The sequence below is a fragment of the Shewanella fidelis ATCC BAA-318 genome, from assembly GCF_000518605.1.
Classification (GTDB): domain Bacteria; phylum Pseudomonadota; class Gammaproteobacteria; order Enterobacterales; family Shewanellaceae; genus Shewanella; species Shewanella fidelis.
This window is the reverse complement of sequence record NZ_JADX01000004.1, coordinates 70,497-90,995: the sequence shown is the minus strand read 5'-3', so window position 1 is coordinate 90,995 and position 20,499 is coordinate 70,497. Positions and strand designations below refer to the sequence as shown.

Genomic DNA, 20,499 nt, shown 5'->3' with positions numbered 1-20,499 from the left:
ACACCTAAAGCACAAATACTCATGCTAACTAATGCCTCGCAAGTCCTTCTTAGAAACAGTGAACTCGTTAAAGACCAATCTGTATTGGTGATTAACTATGAAAGCGACCAACTCGTAAAAGAGCTTCTTAACACTGCTAGCAGTGTATGCGGACTAGCATTAGACTACCATCATCACCTTGTTATGCAGCCATACGCAGGCAAAAACCTGAGCCTGCACTTTGGCCATCAACTGCCTAATGATGAGCTTTTCGATAGCGTTATCGTATATTTCCCTAAAGCCAAAGCCTTAGCACCGTACCTATTTAATCTCGCGGCAAAACACCTTAAAGCCAAAGGCCAGCTGATTGTTGTCGGTGAGAACAAAGGCGGCATTAAATCACTACCTAAACAACTGCCAAGTTACTTTGACACACCTTTCAAAGCTGATAACGCACGCCACTGCGTGGTGTTTTTAAGCGAACTCAATACTCAAGCTCCAGCCCTGAAGCTAAGTGACTGGCAGAGCCAATATCAGTTAGAGACACCGCAAGGCATGATCACTATTTGCAATTTAGTCGGTGTTTTCAGCGAGAAGAAACTGGATGAAGGTACCAAGCTGCTGCTTGAGAACTTGCCGAAGATGCAAGGTAACGTCCTCGACTTTGGTTGTGGGGCTGGCGTAATAGCCGCTGCCTTATTAAAAGTTCAACCTGAGTTAAAAGTCGAGTGTGTTGATATTAATGCTATGGCACTCGCCTCTTGTGAATTAACCCTTGCAGCCAATGGATTTGAAGCGAAAGTGTTTGCCTCAGACGGCCTTGCACAAACAACCACTCGCTATGATGGCATTATTTCTAATCCTCCATTTCATGACGGCTTAGCAAGCACAACCAACATCGCCACCACTTTTGTTAAAGATAGCGCTAATACCTTACGTTCTGGTGGTCTATTTCACATCGTAGCTAATCGCCACTTGCCATACTCTGACACCATTGCTGAATATTTTGGTGCGGTGAATGTCACTGCAGAAAACAATAAATACAAAATTTACAGTAACACTAAAGCCTAGTGCCTGCCTTTTATCTCTAACACCTCGGTTATTGACGCTATCAACAACTGAGGTGTTAGAACATTTGATTCACACTATTTGCACTTGAAGCTTTTTTACCCACCTTTTATATGCTTAGCTATCTCTTAAAACAATAAAAGAGATTAGAGGTGTTCGATGCTACATCCTGGGCTCATCGAGCTAAGTCAAGATCAACAAAAAGCTGAATTAAAAATCGTACCCAATTCACATGGACCGATTTCAGAGCAAGATCTACAGCAACTATTAGCCCTACCAGACTTTAGTTGTCTATTTCCTCTTCAAGCTCAAATCACCCAAGCCGTCATCCAAGTTAATCAATTAAGCAATCAAGCTGACGGTGATGTGGAACTGTTTTTTGAAATAGCCGCTAGACGTGATGCCAGCATCAGCTTCGATGTCAGTGACGATAAAATGCAAGCCAGCATGCAACTAACCGCAGCTTATGGTGGTAAAACACTTGATATCAGAGATGTACTCCAAAACCTAAAAATACAAAAAATTAGTATGGGGCTGAGTAAAGCCAAAATTGATTGTTTGTTAACTGAATTTGCCAAGCTTGAACCAGGTAAAACTTGTCATGGCGTCATTGCCAATGGCCGTGCCGCTATTAATGGCGTAGCTGCAAAACTAGAACGCAAAGTTTCACTGGCGCGCGAGCGTTTACTGCAGCCGCAAAGTAATAGTGACGGTACCGTTGATATGCGCAATCTGGGCGCACTGATAATGGTTAAGCCGGGCAGTGTACTCATAGAGAAAACCCCTGCAACCCAAGGCACCGATGGCTACAATATTTACGGTGAAAAGCTTATCGCCAAACCGGGGAAAGATTGCAAACTTACAGCAGGATCCGGCACAGAGCTCAATCCACACAATCCAAATCAGCTTATCGCCACTGTTGCAGGCCAACCTGTAGAAAACAAATCGGGTATGCAAGTTGATGATGTGTTGCAGATAAAAAATGTTGATGTCGGCTACGGCCATGTCGACTTTAAAGGCAGTATTTTAATCACAGGAGATGTATGTGAGGGCATGGTCGTAAAAAGCACTGGCGATATCACCGTCATGGGCTTTGTCGATTCAGCCACATTACACGCTAAAGGGGATATCACCGTCAGCAAAGGTGTGATTGGTCGCCAACTAAAGGATCTCAGCCTATCAACCAAGCTAGTGGCTCAAGGTCAGATTAGCGCTCAATTCGTACAATATTCTCACCTAGAAGCGCTTGGCAACATCTTAATCACCAAGCAACTGCTACATAGCCACAGCCAAACTCAACAACAGCTTATTGTCAGTGACTCAACCGGCAAACGTGGCGATCTTGTTGGTGGTAAAGCAGAAGCGCTAAAAGGGATCCAAGCCGTAGCGATTGGCGCTACCGCCGACACTAAAACCGAGCTGTTTTGCGCAATGGAACTCAGCGAACTTAAATCACAACTGAAACAGTTAGATCATAGTGTCAAATCTATGGTTGTTGCCATGCTCAATATCGAAGCGCAACTCAGAAAACTTCCGCCGAAAGAACAATGGCAAGGCGATGCAATGATGGTCGAACAAGTGACTGTAATGCTAGACGAAAAGCGTAGGATGGCACAAATTAGAGCCCAAGAGGAACTCGAGCACGATGCGCTAAAGCTTGAAATTGAACACTACTATAAACGCTATTGTGTCCATGCGCTTAAGCATGTTTACTCCAACGTAGAAATTCATATTGGCAATCTATTTCAGCGAACACAAAGAGAGCATGGGCCTTGCTATATCCGTAACCTCAACCAAGAGATCCATTTCGACTATAGCAGCTAATGCTTATTTATTGAGTGGATATCGGTTTTGATAACTGTTTTACGCGGTTTCGTCTTTCAATGAATGTGTAATTCACGGCATAATTAGCCGACTTTTTGCTTTAGAGATACACCGTGGAATTATTGAAAATCGATTGCCTAGGAAAACCACTGCGCTTAGAAGGTTCATTGGCAGGATGGCAACAACTATATTGGGGTGACGATTTAGTCTCTGTTATTCAAGCTAGCCCTGATAATGAAGGACTTAAAAGCCATACCTTTGAGCTAGCCACTCAAGTTGCGCCCCACGCAGCTCCTCGAGCGGAGAACCTTGAGGATGATAAGCCTACTGAAGGAATCGTTACTACAACGATAAAAATCACTTTAGAAACAGATCTACAGTGGCAACCTTTTGTTATCGATTATCGCTTACTTAAAAATGATGACGTCATAACATCAGGTCAGCGCACAACAAAAGATATTGAGCGCCAAACACCAACAGTACCAGTAGCTGAGAAAAGACAATTCAGCGTTGTTGGCCTTGCATCGTTAGGCTTTAAACTACTAAAAAGCGCTAAAGTCATTAAAGCCTTGCTTGCAGGGGCAAGTGTTGCCGCCTACTCGTGGCTATTCTCATTTCAGTTTGCATTGGCACTTATAGCCTGTTTAGTGTTCCATGAATATGGTCATATTCGTGCTATGAAATACTTCGGCATGAAAACAAAAGGCATCTACCTCATTCCGTTTATGGGAGGGTTAGCGCTAAGTGACGAGAAAATTAATACTCGCTGGCAAGATGTCGTGATCTCCATTATGGGACCGACATTTGGCCTACTCATGTCATTAGCTTCACTTGCGGCTTATTGGATCACTGGCAATATCTTCTTTGCAGGACTCGCGACTTTTAACGCGCTATTAAACCTATTTAACCTGCTACCAATATTGCCACTTGATGGCGGCCATATTCTGAAAAGCATTAGCTTCTCAATGAATAGCATAATGGGGTTAGTTGCTTGTATTTTAGGTGCTGCAGCTGGCGTGTATATCAGTTATTCGCTTGGGCTTGCGTTACTTGGTTTCTTACTATTAATTGGTAGTGCTGAAATTGTATTTGAATGGAAAACCCGTCACCAAAGTCATCTACTTCCCCTCGATAGATACGGACAGATCTTCTCTGCAGTTTGGTATCTGTTAACAGTAGGCGCACTGATAGGGATCATTTGGTACTTTGCCGCTAGTGGCGATCAAATGTTGGCGCTGCCATTAGAGATCCTTAAGAGCTAATTGCTGCAATCTAGAAGCAAAAGGGCATCAAAAATGCCCTTTATAATCTTTATAAATAAGATGCTAATCACCTATATGTTTTTTAAGGAATCTTAAAATAGATTGATTAGCCTCTAAAATATTATCTTCATTGTAAAAGCCATGCCCTTCTTTATCTTTAACTAACCATTCATAAGGGTGAGACCTTTTGTCCAACGCTTCTTTTAAAGCTAATGCGTGTTCAAAATGTGCCCTCAAATCGTCTTTACCATGAATAATTAACACGGGCGCCTTTAATTTATCAATATTATGCACTGGTGACTGAGCAACTAAATCAGCACTTTCTTTACCTAATGTCTCGTCTAAATATGCATCGCCCCAAGTATGTTCCTTTATATCGCCTTCGTTATAGAGCATCTCTAAGTCATAAACTCCAACATAACCGATCGCACATTTGAAAGCTTCCGGTGTTCTAATTGCGCTTTGTACTGCCGAATATCCACCAAAACTAGCCCCAAATATACAAACCCTGTCTTTATCAGCTACGCCTTGTTGAATCACGTATTTTGTCGCTAATAGAATATCATCCTGAATTTTTGTTCCCCAATGACCATAACCAGCCTGTTCAAAGCTCTTACCATAGCCTGTTGAGCCCCTAAAATTCACTTGTACAACAGCATAACCAGCACTAGCAAGCATTTGTACTTGAGCATCATACCCCCAGTAATCACGAGCATGGGGACCACCATGAGGGAGTACCACTGTCGGTAAATTCTTGCTTTTCCCTCGTGGAATCGTTAACAAACCATTAAGTGTCAATCCATCAGGAGTTTTAATACGAAATGGTTCGGTCTCAGCAAGTTCACTTTTGTTAATCCATTTGGCACTGCTCAGTAAAAATTTAGCGCTCATCTTCTGCGTATCGAACAGATAGAACTCACCTGGATTTCTGTCACCGGAAACATGCACAACCGCTAATCGCTGATCTCGAGTCATACTGGTTATGGAAACTTTATCGCCTTTAAATGCACCAATTAAGGCTCTATGTAATTTTGCCTCTTCTAGATCGGGCTCAATATAATGATAACTAGGGTAGTCTTCATCAACTCTAATGCCATACACACCATTAAGGCTGGAAGATATTGAATGCGTAGGATCAACTATTTCACTACGGTAGAGTAACGACTCTTTTCCCGTTGCTAAGTCATATTTGTAAAGTCCTTTTGGCTTACCATCAACACTTTTTAGCGCATAAATACCTGTATTATCTTGTGTGAATCGTATTGGTGAAAACTCACCTTCAAACTCTTCGCCAAAAGGCTGCCAATCCTGATTTTTGCCTTTTGAGTAAAAAAGTTTAGCGTTGAAATCCTTATCTAACCCAGAAACAAACCTTGGCTGCCCCTCGTTGTCCACTAAAAACTTGCTATAGCCTATCGGGGCTCTCTTAAGTCGTTTTTCACGGCCGTTATAAACATTTAGCCGAACCACCGTCGGACGAATATCACTACGTCTATCTATCAATTGTTTACGAATAAGAATATGCCTATCATCACCACTAAGGTTATCTAATAAAAACCCGGCATGCCCAGCAAGTACAATGCCTCCTTTAGAGCGATAACCAAAGATCATTTTTCGCTTGCGACCATCATAGTTCACAGCAAAAATCTCACCGTAGTTTAATGGTTTCTCAAAAGAGCCACGAACTTGCTCAACCTGAACAATAACTCGCTCATCATTTACCCAAAAGTAATCACCAGCCTGATCTCGCTCGCTCCCCCTAAGCGTATATGTCACTTCAAATGAATCAGTTTCCAGAAAAGCTAAGGTTTTACGACCTTCATCATTTATGAGCACAGCAAGGTGTTTGCCGTCAGGAGAAATTTTTACATTATAAAACTCACGATGTTTGGAGAAATCCTCAACAGATACTGCGTGAGCTCCCATACCCACAAGCGCAAAGCTCACTGCAATGAGCACACTTTTAATCACCTTCATAACAACTTCCTTTTATTACGTCCACTGATATCAGTGAATACGACTACATCCATTTAAATATCCGGCTATGAGCCTAAAAGCCCACCCGCAAACCATACAAGATAACAACAGCTTTGTATCGCTTAACTTTCAATCACTCAGCATCAAGAGTGTTTTTAAACATGCCCAATAGTACAGGCTTCTAGCAAAACCAATCCCTAGAACAACCAGACAGACCTTTTTAAATGAATATCTTGAACTGCAAATAAATTACATTTATGGCCAGCGCTAATTTACAGGTGAAGATTCTAGATAGGCTAAAGTACGCAGCTATTCAACAGGTCTTTAATTGGAAGATTTGTTACGGAGTGGCAAATTACAGGCATAAAAAAACCTGCTCGATGGCAGGTTGCTTTGTTGATAATGGTACCTGAGGACGGACTTGAACCGTCACTTCTTTCGAAATCGGATTTTGAATCCGACGTGTCTACCAATTCCACCACTCAGGCATTATCAATAAAACTTACTCAAATCTGCTCGACCTCAGTAAGTGAACGGAATTATACCTACAGAGAAACGAATGGCAAGCACTTTACAGTGTGTTTTGCATCAACTGAGCATTTTTCAGGCTTAACGGTCAGTGTGCGCTCACAATCCATACAAGCTAGAACAATTCACAGTCATTATCAGCTTATCAAAAATTAGCTAAACGTGATCAACACCCAAATAATTAACAACTACCACCCAATTAATTAATAACTCAAAGCGTTTTTGATGCAGATCAAAAAAGCATCAACCGCTAAAGCGTATCGTTATTAGGAATTAAAAAGAAAGAGGATTTCGCAAATGGCATTCTGGTTAGATTTGATGTTTGGCAACCCAATAGGCTTGCTTTCGATGATCGTTATCTTTAGTACTATTGGCATCATTTCATATCTGATGTGGATGTTTTATAGCAAGTCTGCGGATCCCGAGAATTAACCTTGAGTAATTCTTTCTAATGCAAGGGGGCTTAAGCCCCCATTTTTTTGGCTAGCACTTACCTTACTACTTGATTAAGCGGCTTGTTTACGCGGCGCAGCAAAACTATGTACAAAGTGTGGACGCGCTTTAATTAAGTTTTTCATCTCTTCAGCACTTGGCTCACCAACAGGAAAGCGCAACACTTGGCGGTTAAGGTGAACTCGAGCACGCATTGAAATCTTAAAATCAGCTGTCGATGCCTGAATGGCATAGTGTTTCTGATTACCTAAACACTCCAAAATTCCTGTTTTGAGCAGACTATGCACAGCAGGTTCTTGTTCTGGCAGTGTCAAAATCGTTTCGCCTTGCAAAAAGAACTCACGCAGTAAGGCTCTTTCTGCTGGATCAAGTAACTTCACTTTCTCTTCGATAATCTCTGCAGAACGTTTGTCAGTTAAGTAACTAATGGCTTCGTCGAGAAAGTAACTAAGCACTTGCGTCAATAAATACGCACTTCCAACAATCAAACCTAAACCGATAAGATGAGCATACTGGCTTGAAAATTCACTTAAGCTTAATGAACTCAATAGCGCATCTGGAGCAAACAATAGTGCCCCACATGCAATAGCAAGCCAAAGCATTGTATTAAAAAAGAATTTTTTTGCAGACAACATTTTAAAAGATTTGATTTTGAAAGCTACGTTTTGCATGCCTAATATATCCAGTGTCAGAAACCTGTCCTTATCAAAACAAAGCAATATTAATGCCAAAATATCGTAACCATTTTATCTATAGCAAAACTGAGTATTAAACATTGTCCAATAGATATAAAAAAAGCGCCATTATGGCGCTTTTAGGCTTTCACTTTTAAAAACTATTTAGCCGTAGCTTTAGCTGCTAGCTTGGTTAACACTCTGCTGGTTGCAACAAAACCAAAAGTTCCAGTAACCACAGTCACCGCGCCAAAACCTGACGCACAATCCATTCTCATACTGCCTTCTGCTGTTGCTTTGGTGCTACATACACTGCCATCTGCTTGCGGGTAAACCAACTGCTCTGTTGAAAACACCGCTTCAATCGCAAAACGACGTGCAACATTTTTAGAGAAGTTATATTCACGTCTTAGCATGTTACGCACTTTAGCCAGCAGTGGGTCTTGATAAGTTTTTGCGAGATCAGCAACCTGCACTTGGGTTGGATCCATCTGCCCGCCAGCCCCACCTACCGTTACAATTGGCAATTTTTGACGTTTACACCATGCAATCAACGCGGTTTTGGCTTTGACTGAGTCAATACAGTCAACAACATAATCAATATTACCGCCTGATTTTTTGCCTTGAAAATACTCAGAAAGGTTTTCAGGCGTAATAAAGTCTTCAACTTGGTTAACGATGCATTCAGGATTAATTTGCATCAAACGCTGCGCCATGACTTCTACTTTAGACTCACCAATTGTGTCTTTTAATGCATGGGCTTGCCTATTGGTGTTGGTGACACATATATCATCTAAATCGATTAAGGTGATCTGGCCAATACCGCTTCGCGCTAGCGACTCAGCAACCCAGGTCCCTACACCACCAATCCCGACAACCACCACATGAGCTGAAGCGAAATAACTAAGAGCTTGTTGGCCATATAAACGACCGATACCCGCAAAACGATTTAAGTATGCGTCAGACAATGTGTGATTATTCAAAATGGTACTCAATTATAGAAAAGTGTCAGAAGTAAAAAACTACTCGTAGGCTAATTTTATCTTAATCGCTCTCAAAACTCTAAAAAAATCACCGTGCTCAATACAAACTTGTAAACAACTATCGAAAATACCTCTTAATAGACACCTGATTTGTTTCTAGGGTTAACACTTACTTAAGCAATTGTTTATAAACAGTAAATTTATTTGATAGCAATCACATAATATCGCATTTATTTGATATAGATCACTCACCAAAAAACAATTTCCGTGCAAAAATCTCGCCCGAAACAAGCAGCGTCAACTTGTATTAGTTCCCATTAGCACACTTAAACGTTTTGATTGCCTGCAACTACAAATAGCGATTCGCTACAGGAAGATGATAATGAAAAAAACTGTTCTGTCTGCCACGATTGTTTCGGCACTTGCTGCTACTTCTTTTACTGCACTAGCCGACGGCCCAAGCTTCTATGGCCGTGCTGATCTTGCTATCACTAACTCAGATATGGGTATTGCCACTCAAAACCAAAAATCGGGTACCATCATTGAGAACAACTTCTCTTGGTTAGGTGTAAAAGGCACTGAAGCAATCAATAAAGATCTAGAGGTTGTTTACCAAATGGAGTTTGGCGTCAGTAACTTTGATAATTCAGGTAATACTTTCTCAGCTCGTAATACATTTTTAGGCTTAAAATCTGCCACAGCCGGTACGATTCTTGTTGGTCGTAATGATACTGTTTTCAAAGCATCTGAAGGTGGCTTCGACATTTTTGGTAACACCAATTCAGATATCGATCTATTAGCTGCAGGCCAATCTCGCAGCGCGGATGGCTTCTCATATTACTCACCTAAGATTGCTGACTTAATCACATTAAACGCAACTTATTTGATGGATGACAACTACACTCAAAAAGTTAACGGCGAAATCATTGATGCAGATAACATGTATGCGTTGAGTGCAACGATTGGTGACAAAGCCCTAAAAGCGCAAAACTATTATGTTTCTGCTGCCTATAACGACAGCATAGATAACGTCAAAGCATATCGTGGTGTAGCTCAAGTTAAATTTGGCCAAGTCATTTTGGGTGGTTTCTACCAAAACAGTGAACACGTTGACAGTAAGTACGCTAACTTAGAAGGCGATACATACTTCGTGAACGCAGCTTATGTTATGGGTAACCTAAAACTAAAAGCGATGTACGGTAGCGATGACTCAGGTTTAGGTAAGTATGTTAGCCGTTATGTTGGTAGCGTAGATGGCGGCCTTGAGACAGTAAGCGATGTAGACCTACAACAATTCAGTTTTGGTGCTGATTACCGTTTAAGCAAAAACACCTTAGTATACGGTCACTACACTAAATATGATGGCGATATGATGTTAGGTGGCGCGTCTCAAGATCTTAGTGATGATATTGTCACTGTGGGTATGCGTTTCGATTTCTAAGTCTATCTCGTGACTCAATAATCACGATTTTCAATGTATACACCTAAAAAGGCAGCCTAGCTGCCTTTTTAATGCTCTTTTTTTAAGCACCTTTTGTAAATATCGATAAAATAAGGAGTTACAACAAAAAAATAACATTTATCCTGCTTAGTCAGTTTTTCTCGCGTAAAACTTGCATACAGCAATTTACCTACACGTTTAAAAACAAAATAACAACATTTATCAAACCTTAGTAAGTACTTAAAAAGTAATAGCTATTATAGATACAAGCCGCATAGATACTACTTTAGAGATATGCATAAGTATTTATTTTTACAGATATTCCCAACTAAACCGCTAAAGTTCCCCAATCGTCACAAAAAAGTACCAATTCCGCCCTTGAACCCCAAAAACATGATCTAGTCCACAATCTTAAAGCCATAAAACTGTAATATTTAGCACCACAATTGTTATGAGCTAGGACGCTTGTAACAAAAACAAAAGTTTATGTAATAAACCATAAGAAACGAATAGGAACTTAGGTTCTGGGAGCAAATGAAATGAAAAAGACACTAATCTCTGCATCAGTGGCATCAGTTTTAACCCTAGCTTCTTTCGGCGCGCTAGCCGATGGTCCTAGCTTTTACGGTCGTTTAGATCTAGCTGTTACTAACTCTGACCAAAGCACTACTCTTCAAGGTGGTACAAATGGTGCTGAAGTAGGCGAAAGTGGTACATACTTAGAAAATAACTTCTCTCATGTTGGTGTTAAAGGTAGCGAAAGCCTAACTAGCAACATCGACGTTATCTACCAAATGGAATTCCAAGTAGAAAACACTTCAGGTTCTGGTGACGTTTTCAAAGCGCGTAACACTTTCCTAGGTCTTAAGTCTCAGTTTGGTACTGTACTTGCTGGTCGTAACGACACTGTATTCAAGCAAGCTGAAGGTGGCATCGACGTGTTTGGTAACACTAACGCCGATATCGACCGTCTAGTTGCAGGTCAAACTCGTGCTTCAGACGGTATCTGGTACTACTCTCCAAAGATTGCAGATCTAGTTACCTTAAACGCTACTTACCTAATGACAGACAACAACCAAGGTGCAGGTACTGATTCTGATGCTCAGTACGCGCTAAGTGCAACTCTTGGTGACAAGAAATTCAAAGCTCAAAACTACTACGTAGCTGCAGCTTACAACAAAGGCATCTCAAACATCGATGCATACCGCGCAGTAGCACAAGCTAAGTTCGGTGACTTTAAAGTAGGTGGTTTCTTCCAAGACACCGAAAGCCAAAAATACGACAACCTAGAAGGTAACACTTACTTTGTAAACGCAGTTTACAACTTAAATGGTGTTAACTTGAAAGTTCAATACGGTGTAGATGAGTCAGGTTTAAGCAAGTACTTCACAGGCTCATTCGGTGTAATCAACCCAAATGACCCAGATACAGATGCTAACGAAACAAACGCAGTATTAGCTTCAATCAGCGACGTAAATGTACAAAACATCACAGTTGGTGCTGACTACAAGATCTCTAAATCAACTATGGTATATGGCCACTACGCTATGTACTCTGGTGATTACAAAATTGCTAACGCTAAAATTGACCTAGAAGACGATAACGTATTCACTATCGGTATGCGTTACAACTTCTAATTGCCAAGAGTCTTAAGACTCTGACAATATAAAGTCATAAAAAAGCGACCTTATGGTCGCTTTTTTGATCTTTAGCGTAAGAGTAACATCCCATTATCCCCGTTTGCTAACGCTGGCCAGTTTGTTCCTAAAACCTATTCTTCAAGCTTTACGTGTTAGCTTATAAACTGACTCGGTCAACCATGACACCTGCTTTTTCACAAAGCGCGGGTTGTCGGCCAACACATCTGCACTCGCTAGGCATTCGATCTCAAAATCATCACTAAGGTTGGCATTAACCCAATCATCTGATACCGCAAAAGGCGGACCATTCAACTCTGCTTGAGGGTAGTCCAAAGTGATCAATAAACCAATACTGCTCGCTGGAATAAGCTTGGCTAGCCGCTTTGCATAAGCCTGACGCATCTCTTCAGGCCAAGCAATCAGTGCCGCTCGATCATAAAATGCAGTTACTGCTGCTATTTCATCTGCACAAAGTGTGAAAATATCACCTTGGTAAATAGTTACTTGTTCGGTTGCAAAGCGCTGATGTTCGCCAATCGTCTCAAGTGTCACCGGTAGATTATTTTCTTGATAAAACTGCTGCACAGCTAGCTCATTAAGCTCACAGCCAAGCACTTCATGGCCTTGCTCAGCCAAAAAGCACATGTCTAATGTCTTACCACATAAGGGGACAAAAACACGGGAAGATGGCTCAAGATTTAACTGTGGCCAATATCTTACTAGAAGAGGGTTTACTGCATCTAAATGGAAGCCTATTTGCTGGGCATCCCATTTCTCATGCCAAAAACTTGCTTGCATAATCTATGTCCCTAATAAAAACCTTGGTACGCCATAGATCTGAATGCATTAAATAGAACATTTAAAAAAGCTATTGCTCAGCCCAATGAGCAAAACTTCAAGACTTGGTATACCGCAAAGGGCTTTACTCTATATGCTGCGCCACATTTAATCAAAAAATACTGGCTCGATACAACACAGCTAATCGATAGATATAACACCAAGTCAAATAAACAGATTAGAACAAAACAACAAAAACAATACCGAACAAGTGTTAGATATTGAGTGCTTGCTGGACTTTTCTTAGCCAGATACAGTTTTCACATTCACAGTTGCGACGCGACAAATGGTGTGGAGTCAAACTTGAATCAATAAAATCAACCGCAACCAAAAGCTGCTGCTTCAAATCTTCAACGGTTTTTCTTTCTACCGCAATGGTCTCATCATTATGGTTCATCCATGTGCATTCCATACCTTGATGACAATTAATGCATTCCATATCGGTTGGGTTATAAAAGCCGGCGTGAGGACAGTAACGTAACTCCATAGACTGTAAAATGCGGCGTCTTGGATACTCAAGTAATTCGATTAACTGTGATTTGTCTAACCCTGACATAACGTCACCTCTAAATTGATAGGTAAACCTTAATTAAGGCTCATATTCTATATACTAGCCTCAAGATCAAAGATTACCTTTCTCTTATTCTGGTAGATTTGATATACATCAATATCTAATCCGAAATTATTGGTTAGGTGTGACCTACACAGAGTTTTTACAAAACTAAAAACTGACTGATAAAAGTGCTAGTCTAAACGCCCATGCAGGCTATTGATTTAATAGAATTCAGGTTCAAGGAAAGTCGATTGAAAACACCCGAGCTACAGCATTTTTATATCTCTGAAGAGCAGTCTATTTACCTGCTTGGTGCCAATGACGCACGTAAACACAAAGCATGGATCCGCTTGTGCAAACAACAGCTAGGTAAACTTGGGTATAACAACTTAGAGCTTGTAGGGAAAGGCGCTTATGGCTTTGTTTTTGCGGGCATTAATCAGCAAGGAGATGCCCATGTATTCAAGTTTTCACGCCTCACATTACCGCAACACATACAAGATAGGCTTGAAGAAGAAGCCTATATGCTGTCGCAGGTCATTCATCCCAATGTGCCACCGGTCATTAAGTTTGAACATGTTGGTAAACAGGGCATCTTAGTCATGGCAAGAGCGCCAGGGGAAGACTTAGAGCAACTTTGTGTCAGGATGGGCGCGCTTCCCGTTGCTATGATAATGAATATCGCACGCCAACTCGCGGCTATATTGCAATATTTGCACAATGGCCGCCCACTTATTCACGGTGATATTAAACCATCTAATTTGGTCTACGATATACAGACACAGCATCTGTCTTTAATTGATTGGGGCTCTGCTGTATTTGCTCAGCGTGATACAGAAGGTAATCCGGTTAACGGCAATGTGATGGATTTAATGTCGAGTGATCAACAGCATACTAATGCTCGTATGGGCGATGTTTACTTTATTGGTGATGAACAGCTAAACGGTGCTCTTTCAAGCCCACGTTTTGACGAACAAGGCGTAGCCGCAACACTTTATGCTTTAGCCTCTGGTCAAGCAAGTCGCTTTGGCAGCAAAGTCATACCTGCTACGAGCGTGGGTTTACCTATTGAGTTAGCTCGCACCTTGGATGGCATGTTGAGTGACGATCCTGTTTTACGTAAACAAGCAGGAGACTACTTTCTAAAAAGTATGGCTCATAGCCATCGATTACACCTCCCTGAAATAACGAGTTTACCCTTAGTACCTGAGATCCCTGTTTGGCATCTACCACGCGATAAAGAAGTTGAAACTGTCAGCTATAGCTCACGTAAAGCCTTTTTAAAAGAGCATAACCATGATGATCCCATCGCCAAAATGGATGATCTTCAACTGGAAAAATATTACCGTAACTTTATGGTAGGCATGGGTGATACCGAAAAAGGCTTTATTGCCGCAGTCGGTCGCTTAAGCCAATATGCCATTGTCGGTGGTTTAGCCATTCACTGGCGAGAAACCGGTGTATTTATCGACTCAAACTTAGCGATATATAAAGCTGAACAAAAGCATGCCATTACATTGGCAGTCAACAATATGGTGACCTTAGCTCGCGGTATTCGTCGAATAGGCGTATTTAAAGCCTGTTTCTTTAATGCTCGTGATACCCTGCATATAGAGCGAAGTGACGACTCACAACCTTTTAATTGCAGCCATGATCAGCAATTGCCATTTGAAGTAGGAGATGTGCCATCACTTGAAGATAAATCCCGCCTACACTCTTATTTTGAGGATGGTCGTGATCCTGAAGAAAATCTTGAACTACCAAAAGAGATTATGACTGAGCTAGGATGGATAAACCAAATCCATCATACTGGCTGCATTATTTTCGAAGTATTGCCTAATCACATGAAGATCCACAGTTACCTGCGATTACTTAACCCTAGAAAGCAGGCTGCTTTCAGGGCGAGTCTCGACAGGATCTTATCTCACGTAGATAAGATCCAAGGTAAAGGTGTGTCGGGATTTATGAAACTACCTTATAAAAACACGCGCAAATTTAACTTAATCGAGCGCCGTGCAGACCGATTTTACCCACGTAACCCAAAACAGTTGCAACAAAACTAAGCCAAGGCTTAGCGTTTAGATTGCTGGTTATTTGTTTCGTCGTCATCTTTAGGGGAAACCGTTTCCCCTTCAAAGGTATTGCCTTTCACCTGATGGCTTTCAGGACGCTTATCACTCGGATCTGGGCGACGCTCAAAATCACCATCAAAGGTATTACCTTGATCAAACGGTGACTGACCACCTTGATCAAAAGGGTTACGCCCCTGTGGCCCCATTCCTGGACCAAAGCCACCACCAAAGCCAGACTGAAAACCACCATTAGCCTGAACTTTAAGCTGCATACGCTTATAAAAGAATTTCGCCACTGGTACCCGTGTAAAAGGTGTAAGCAATACTAAGCCAATAAAGTCTGTTACAAAGCCTGGGATCAATAACAATAAGCCGGCAACCGCTAACATCATACCTTCAACAATCTCTTGTCCAGGCGCTTCACCACGAGCAAGCTTCTGCTGCACTTGCATTAACGTGCTTATTCCTTGGCTTCTCACTAAAGAGACACCAACTACAGCAGTAAATATAACCAAAGCCACAGTTGTCCAACTGCCTAACACTTCACCCACACGGATCAGTACAGATAGCTCCATCACAGGAACTACAACAAAGATTAATAACAAAATAAAAAACACACTGACCTCACATTTATTGGGGCTAATGAAAACTAAATTGGGGTAACTCGGTCTATTTTCAAGCTATGACTAATACCAGTTAACCAATTAGCCAGTTATATGCGCGCTAACAATAGATTTGCACGCATAATTGTAAGCAAAAACTACTGGCATCACTATTTTAGTCACAGCTTAATGCAAGGCAAACTTAAAACACGTACAGTACAGCTTAGCTTGATTATCGGCCATCTTAACCTCGTTGGCTTAATACAATTTTAATCTGTTGGATAATAGAAATAGTGTAATGCAAACCGAATTCTTACTCGTTATCACCACTTGCCCCAGTGAGGAACAAGCCAAAACACTTGCTCATGCACTGGTAAGTAACAAACTAGCTGCTTGCGTACAGATCTCACAAGGCGTTACATCCGTATATGAGTGGCAAGGAAGTTTATGTGAGGAGCAAGAGTTTACGTTGCAAATAAAATGCTTAGCTCAGCATTACGATGCCATTGAGCTCACTCTTTCTAAGCTGCATCCCTATGATGTCCCCGAGCTAATAGCAATCCCAATTACCCAGGGGTTGCCAGCCTATTTTGATTGGATAAAAGAAACCACACAGCCATGAAGAAAATTATTAACCTGTTTTTAGCCACTCTACTGCTACTAACACCTTTAGCCCAAGCTGATGGTATTTTTAGCAGTAATAAATTTGATTTCTTAAAAGGTGAACCCGAGCTGATGCCCGTGGATCAAGCCTTTGTTTTCGACTTTAAGCAGCAAGGTGAACAAGTCAAAATTAGCTGGGTCATCGCCGATGGCTATTACATGTATCGTGACAAGCTAAAGTTTGAAACCACTGATGGCGCCGTTTTAGGTGAAATTTCACTGCCTCAAGGTAAATCACACACCGACGAATACTTTGGTGAACAAGAGGTTTACTACACTTACGTTGAAATTCCCGTTGCCATCAAACAAGCCAATGCTGGTGATAAATTAAATGTCACTTTTATGGGTTGCGCTGAAGGAAAGCTATGCTTCCCCCCTACTAAGCGTAGCGCTGAGCTAACCGATATTGCACCCAACGATGGCCTATTAACAGCCAATGAAAAGCCATTAACTAATAGCGCCCCTGTAGCACAAACGCCAACGGCACCTATCACGCAGCAAGATAGCCTAAGCGCCATGCTATCTAGTGACAGCCTAATTTGGACATTAGTGATCTTCTTCGGTTTAGGGATTGGCCTTGCTCTTACACCTTGTGTATTCCCAATGTATCCGATTTTATCAGGTATCATTGTCGGCCAAGGTAAGAAGCTATCGACCGCTAAAGCCTTTAGTTTATCGATGGTTTACGTTCAAGGTATGGCGATTACCTATTCGCTTGTAGGCCTTGTGGTTGCTTCTGCAGGTATGAAATATCAAGCGGCACTGCAACACCCTGCTGTACTCATTGTACTGGCAATCTTATTCTTCGTATTGAGCTTATCAATGTTTGGCTTATACGATTTAAAGCTGCCATCTAAGTGGCAAGAAAAAATGAACACCTTCTCAAATAACCAAAAAGGCGGCAACGTTATTGGGGTGTTCATTATGGGTATTATCTCAGGTCTAGTTGCCTCTCCTTGCACTACCGCGCCGCTTTCTGGTGCGTTAATTTATGTCGCACAAACAGGTGATCTACTGCAAGGTTTCTTAGCGCTTTACGTACTGAGCATGGGTATGGGTCTACCTCTACTTATTATCGGTACATCTGGTGGTAAATTGCTACCTAGAGCAGGCAGCTGGATGGACGTGATTAAGACGGTATTTGGCTTCCTACTTATCGCGGTTTCAATTGTTATGCTAGGCCGTATCTGGCCAGGCTTTATCTCAGATTTACTATGGTCTATCTGGGCTATCGCTCTAGTGGGTTACCTGATGCATCAAAACAAGCTTACTGAGTTTAGCTGGAAGCAAACAGTGCGTTCGGTGCTACTCATGTTAGCCTTACTGGCGAGCTTCTCTTACGGCATGCAAGCAGTAATGACCAAACTTGGTTTTACTAGTCATGCAGCAATGAGTGCCAGCACTTCAGCAGAAAATCACGGTTTTAAGCATATTAAATCACTTCTCGACCTGCATACTGAAATTGCTGCTGCAACCGCAGACGGTAAAACTGTAATGGTCGATTTCTACGCTGATTGGTGCGTAGCCTGTAAAGAATTTGAAGCCATCACCTTTAAAGATCCTCTAGTGGTAGAACGCATGGATCAAATGGTATTGCTACAAGCTGATGTCACCAAAAATGATGATATTGATATTGAGCTGCTAGAGTATTACGACATTCTCGGTTTACCGACGTTGCTGATGTTTGACGAAAACGGGGTAATCCGTGACGATCTGCGCGTGACCGGTTTTATGGGGCCTAAAGCCTTTGCAGAGCACTTAGATCATTTAGTTAAATAGCACTAACCACAAACGTAAACTTTAGACTCAGTTTACAGTAATCAATAATAAAGCCCCGTCGCATTATGTGAACGGGGCTTTATAGTAATGAGTGTAAGGCTCAACTCAGCGAGCTTATACCGTTATTTTATGCCTAGCCGATACAGCCAAGAAAAACGTTAACATTCATCAAATTTGTTCACATTTTTCAGATCTTCTTCATGAAATTCTTATACAATGGTGCATCATTCCATAATAAAAAAGGAGCACCATGGAACCCGCCATTCTCATTATCACCTTAGCCTGCGGCATGTTAGTTAGCCGTGTGGGACTTCCCCCTTTAATTGGCTATCTTGTTGCGGGCTTTATGCTGTTCCTATTTGGTATTGAAGAATCCAGTTTGCCGATGTTAGAGCAGCTAGCAAACTTGGGTGTCACCTTATTGCTATTTGCCATCGGTTTAAAACTCGATTTACGGAGCTTATTTAAAGCTGAAGTTTGGGCAGGTTCGAGTCTTCACCTGCTCGGCTCAATGCTATTTTTTATTCCACTGCTTAAATTACTCGGGCTGCTAGGCTTAGAGCAACTAACTGGTTTAGAGCTCAACCAACTCGCTCTACTTGCTTTCGCACTGAGTTTTTCTAGCACCATTTTTGCGGTAAAAATACTCGAAGATAAAGGTGATATGCAGTCGCTATACGGCCGCGTTGCTATCGGTATCTTGATTATGCAAGATATCTTCGCCGTAGCATTTTTGACGATATCAAAAGGCGATATTCCATCATATTGGGCACTGTGCTTACTATTATTACCGTTAGCTAAGCCCATTATCTACAAAGCATTTGACCGCGTTGGCCATGGTGAATTACTAGTATTATTTGGTTTAGTCATGGCGTTAGTGATGGGCGCAGGACTATTTGAGCTCGTTGGCTTAAAGCCTGATCTTGGTGCCTTGATTATTGGTATTTTGCTCGCTGGTCACCCTAAATCATCCGAGTTAGCAAAATCACTGTTTTATTTTAAAGAACTGTTCTTAGTCGCTTTCTTCTTAACTGTGGGCCTTAACGGTCTACCTAGCTTCTCAGACATTGGCTTAGCTGCACTACTTGTATTAGTTGTACCAATAAAAGTGCTGCTATTTTTGTACCTACTTACCCACTTTAAGTTACGTTCACGTACCGCATTAATGAGCTCGTTCAGCTTAGGTAACTATAGTGAGTTTGGCTTAATCGTAGCCGCAGTCGCAACCTCGAAAGGTTGGCTACCTTCCCAGTGGATGGTTATTTTAGCAGTGGCGTTAAGCTTTAGCTTTCTATTTGCAGCACCACTCAATATCGCCTCCAATAGGCTTTATCAGAAATATCAAAGCTGGCTTAAACGCATAGAGAAGCATCCGTTACACCCTGAAGATAGGCCGATCCCTGTGGGTAATCCTCGCTTTCTCATCTTAGGTATGGGCCGTATTGGTTCTGGTGCTTATGATGAATTAAGAGCCCGTTACGATGGCGAAATTCTTGGGGTTGAGCACAAACAAGATTTGGTGGACTTCCACATTAGCCAAGGCCGAAATGTGGTGCAGGGAGACGCCTCCGATACCGATTTTTGGGAAAAGCTAGATAGAGCGCCAAACCTTGAGCTAGTGTTACTGACGATGCCCCACCACGCAGGTAATTTATTTGCGGTAGAGCAATTACAATCTCAAGAATACCAAGGCAAACTGAGCGCCATTGTAAAGTATAAAGAAGATGCTGAATCACTCAGCGAGTCCGGTGTTGATAGCGTCTATAACTTATATGAAGCTGCAGGTGCCGGTTTTGTCGAGCACTTAGTTAAAGAGCTACTCACTCCTAGTGGTACCGCTCCTGATAACCCTGATGCGGTTAATCGCAAAAACCAAGTTGAAGCGACAGCATCAGCAAGAGAGTAAGGTAAAGCTCCTACTTCGTTAACGGCGTAGGAGCTTTTCTCATAAATAAGCAAAGCGCTTTGCTTACGCCAAACCACCTCTAGACAACGGCCTTTCAGTACCAGTAAGAGCAATAAGTTTAGTGATCACAAATATACTTCCCAGCCTCTTCTATTATCAATCAACTCAGTTATTCATCGTAAATACGACAAAAAAACTCTGTTATACCAATCAGTACAAGAATTTGATCAACTCAGAGCGGTTTTTGGCAAACTAATT

At 41.7% G+C, this 20,499-nt stretch carries 16 protein-coding genes and 1 tRNA gene; 10 read left to right on the top strand and 7 right to left on the bottom strand.

The annotated features are described in order from the left end of the window. The first annotated feature begins 21 nt into the window (after nt 1-21). From L884_RS0100400 to L884_RS0100390, 3 genes are all read left to right on the top strand, one after another. Nucleotides 22-1,050 (top strand): methyltransferase, encoded by a 1,029-nt coding sequence (locus L884_RS0100400; RefSeq protein WP_028765619.1) that lies wholly within the window; start codon nt 22-24, stop codon nt 1,048-1,050. Between the two features lie 156 nt (nt 1,051-1,206). Continuing rightward, on the top strand, nt 1,207-2,871 hold the full coding sequence (locus L884_RS0100395) for a flagellar assembly protein A (RefSeq protein WP_028765618.1): 1,665 nt from the start codon (nt 1,207-1,209) through the stop codon (nt 2,869-2,871). Between the two features lie 113 nt (nt 2,872-2,984). Next, a complete protein-coding gene (locus L884_RS0100390) occupies nt 2,985-4,133 on the top strand; it encodes a site-2 protease family protein (protein ID WP_028765617.1) in 1,149 nt (382 codons plus the stop codon). Between the two features lie 63 nt (nt 4,134-4,196). On the opposite strand, the gene L884_RS0100385 is transcribed toward L884_RS0100390, so the two are convergent. Both L884_RS0100385 and L884_RS0100380 read right to left on the bottom strand, forming a co-directional pair. Beyond that, complete coding sequence (locus L884_RS0100385; RefSeq protein WP_028765616.1) at nt 4,197-6,110, bottom strand: alpha/beta hydrolase family protein; 1,914 nt, start codon at nt 6,108-6,110, stop codon at nt 4,197-4,199. A gap of 403 nt (nt 6,111-6,513) precedes the next feature. Next, nucleotides 6,514-6,598 (bottom strand) — tRNA-Leu (locus L884_RS0100380). A gap of 337 nt (nt 6,599-6,935) precedes the next feature. Between L884_RS0100380 and L884_RS22690 the strand changes: the two genes are divergently transcribed. Next, nucleotides 6,936-7,070 (top strand): DUF3149 domain-containing protein, encoded by a 135-nt coding sequence (locus L884_RS22690; protein ID WP_084221365.1) that lies wholly within the window; start codon nt 6,936-6,938, stop codon nt 7,068-7,070. 74 nt (nt 7,071-7,144) lie between these two features. Here the strand turns inward: L884_RS22690 and L884_RS0100370 are convergent, their stop codons facing one another. Both L884_RS0100370 and tcdA read right to left on the bottom strand, forming a co-directional pair. Then, nucleotides 7,145-7,762 (bottom strand): superinfection exclusion B family protein, encoded by a 618-nt coding sequence (locus L884_RS0100370; protein WP_028765615.1) that lies wholly within the window; start codon nt 7,760-7,762, stop codon nt 7,145-7,147. Nucleotides 7,763-7,926: 164 nt separating this feature from the next. Then, the gene (tcdA, locus tag L884_RS0100365) at nt 7,927-8,748 is read right to left on the bottom strand and encodes a tRNA cyclic N6-threonylcarbamoyladenosine(37) synthase TcdA (RefSeq protein WP_028765614.1); all 822 of its coding nucleotides are present in this window, start codon (nt 8,746-8,748) and stop codon (nt 7,927-7,929) included. Nucleotides 8,749-9,130: 382 nt separating this feature from the next. Here tcdA and L884_RS0100360 point away from each other — a divergent pair, with 382 nt between their 5' ends. Then, entirely contained in the window at nt 9,131-10,189 is a 1,059-nt protein-coding gene (locus L884_RS0100360) for a porin (RefSeq protein WP_028765613.1), read from the top strand. 539 nt (nt 10,190-10,728) lie between these two features. Beyond that, on the top strand, nt 10,729-11,826 hold the full coding sequence (locus L884_RS0100355) for a porin (RefSeq protein ID WP_028765612.1): 1,098 nt from the start codon (nt 10,729-10,731) through the stop codon (nt 11,824-11,826). 141 nt (nt 11,827-11,967) lie between these two features. Here L884_RS0100355 and L884_RS0100350 read toward each other — a convergent pair whose 3' ends face one another. Then, nucleotides 11,968-12,627 (bottom strand): thiopurine S-methyltransferase, encoded by a 660-nt coding sequence (locus L884_RS0100350; RefSeq protein ID WP_028765611.1) that lies wholly within the window; start codon nt 12,625-12,627, stop codon nt 11,968-11,970. 253 nt (nt 12,628-12,880) lie between these two features. Next, on the bottom strand, nt 12,881-13,222 hold the full coding sequence (locus tag L884_RS0100345) for a hypothetical protein (protein WP_028765610.1): 342 nt from the start codon (nt 13,220-13,222) through the stop codon (nt 12,881-12,883). A gap of 248 nt (nt 13,223-13,470) precedes the next feature. Between L884_RS0100345 and L884_RS0100340 the strand changes: the two genes are divergently transcribed. Next, nucleotides 13,471-15,282, top strand: a complete 1,812-nt coding sequence (locus L884_RS0100340) for a protein kinase domain-containing protein (protein WP_028765609.1) — start codon at nt 13,471-13,473, stop codon at nt 15,280-15,282. Nucleotides 15,283-15,290: 8 nt separating this feature from the next. Here the strand turns inward: L884_RS0100340 and L884_RS0100335 are convergent, their stop codons facing one another. Continuing rightward, nucleotides 15,291-15,908 carry an FxsA family protein gene (locus tag L884_RS0100335; RefSeq protein WP_028765608.1) on the bottom strand — a complete coding sequence of 206 codons (618 nt, stop codon included), beginning with the start codon at nt 15,906-15,908 and terminating at the stop codon, nt 15,291-15,293. A 283-nt stretch (nt 15,909-16,191) separates the two neighbouring features. Here L884_RS0100335 and cutA point away from each other — a divergent pair, with 283 nt between their 5' ends. From cutA to L884_RS0100315, 3 genes are all read left to right on the top strand, one after another. After that, nucleotides 16,192-16,515: a divalent-cation tolerance protein CutA gene (gene cutA, locus L884_RS0100325; RefSeq protein ID WP_028765607.1), complete on the top strand. Its 324-nt coding sequence runs from the start codon at nt 16,192-16,194 to the stop codon at nt 16,513-16,515. After that, nucleotides 16,512-18,335 (top strand): protein-disulfide reductase DsbD, encoded by a 1,824-nt coding sequence (locus L884_RS0100320; protein WP_028765606.1) that lies wholly within the window; start codon nt 16,512-16,514, stop codon nt 18,333-18,335. The genes cutA and L884_RS0100320 overlap by 4 nt, the downstream gene beginning before the upstream one ends. Nucleotides 18,336-18,585: 250 nt before the next feature. Beyond that, nucleotides 18,586-20,241: a cation:proton antiporter family protein gene (locus L884_RS0100315; protein ID WP_028765605.1), complete on the top strand. Its 1,656-nt coding sequence runs from the start codon at nt 18,586-18,588 to the stop codon at nt 20,239-20,241. Nucleotides 20,242-20,499 lie beyond the last annotated feature (258 nt).

Bases quoted from the DNA above. Each gene is read 5' to 3' on its own strand.
- L884_RS0100345 (WP_028765610.1), bottom strand. From the start codon at position 13,222: ATGTCAGGGTTAGACAAATCACAGTTAATCGAATTACTTGAGTATCCA.
- L884_RS0100320 (WP_028765606.1), top strand. From the start codon at position 16,512: ATGAAGAAAATTATTAACCTGTTTTTAGCCACTCTACTGCTACTAACA.
- L884_RS0100315 (WP_028765605.1), top strand. From the start codon at position 18,586: ATGGAACCCGCCATTCTCATTATCACCTTAGCCTGCGGCATGTTAGTT.
- L884_RS0100385 (WP_028765616.1), bottom strand. From the start codon at position 6,110: ATGAAGGTGATTAAAAGTGTGCTCATTGCAGTGAGCTTTGCGCTTGTG.
- L884_RS0100395 (WP_028765618.1), top strand. From the start codon at position 1,207: ATGCTACATCCTGGGCTCATCGAGCTAAGTCAAGATCAACAAAAAGCT.
- L884_RS22690 (WP_084221365.1), top strand. From the start codon at position 6,936: ATGGCATTCTGGTTAGATTTGATGTTTGGCAACCCAATAGGCTTGCTT.
- L884_RS0100400 (WP_028765619.1), top strand. From the start codon at position 22: ATGCTAACTAATGCCTCGCAAGTCCTTCTTAGAAACAGTGAACTCGTT.
- L884_RS0100355 (WP_028765612.1), top strand. From the start codon at position 10,729: ATGAAAAAGACACTAATCTCTGCATCAGTGGCATCAGTTTTAACCCTA.
- cutA (WP_028765607.1), top strand. From the start codon at position 16,192: ATGCAAACCGAATTCTTACTCGTTATCACCACTTGCCCCAGTGAGGAA.
- L884_RS0100360 (WP_028765613.1), top strand. From the start codon at position 9,131: ATGAAAAAAACTGTTCTGTCTGCCACGATTGTTTCGGCACTTGCTGCT.
- L884_RS0100370 (WP_028765615.1), bottom strand. From the start codon at position 7,762: ATGCAAAACGTAGCTTTCAAAATCAAATCTTTTAAAATGTTGTCTGCA.
- L884_RS0100350 (WP_028765611.1), bottom strand. From the start codon at position 12,627: ATGCAAGCAAGTTTTTGGCATGAGAAATGGGATGCCCAGCAAATAGGC.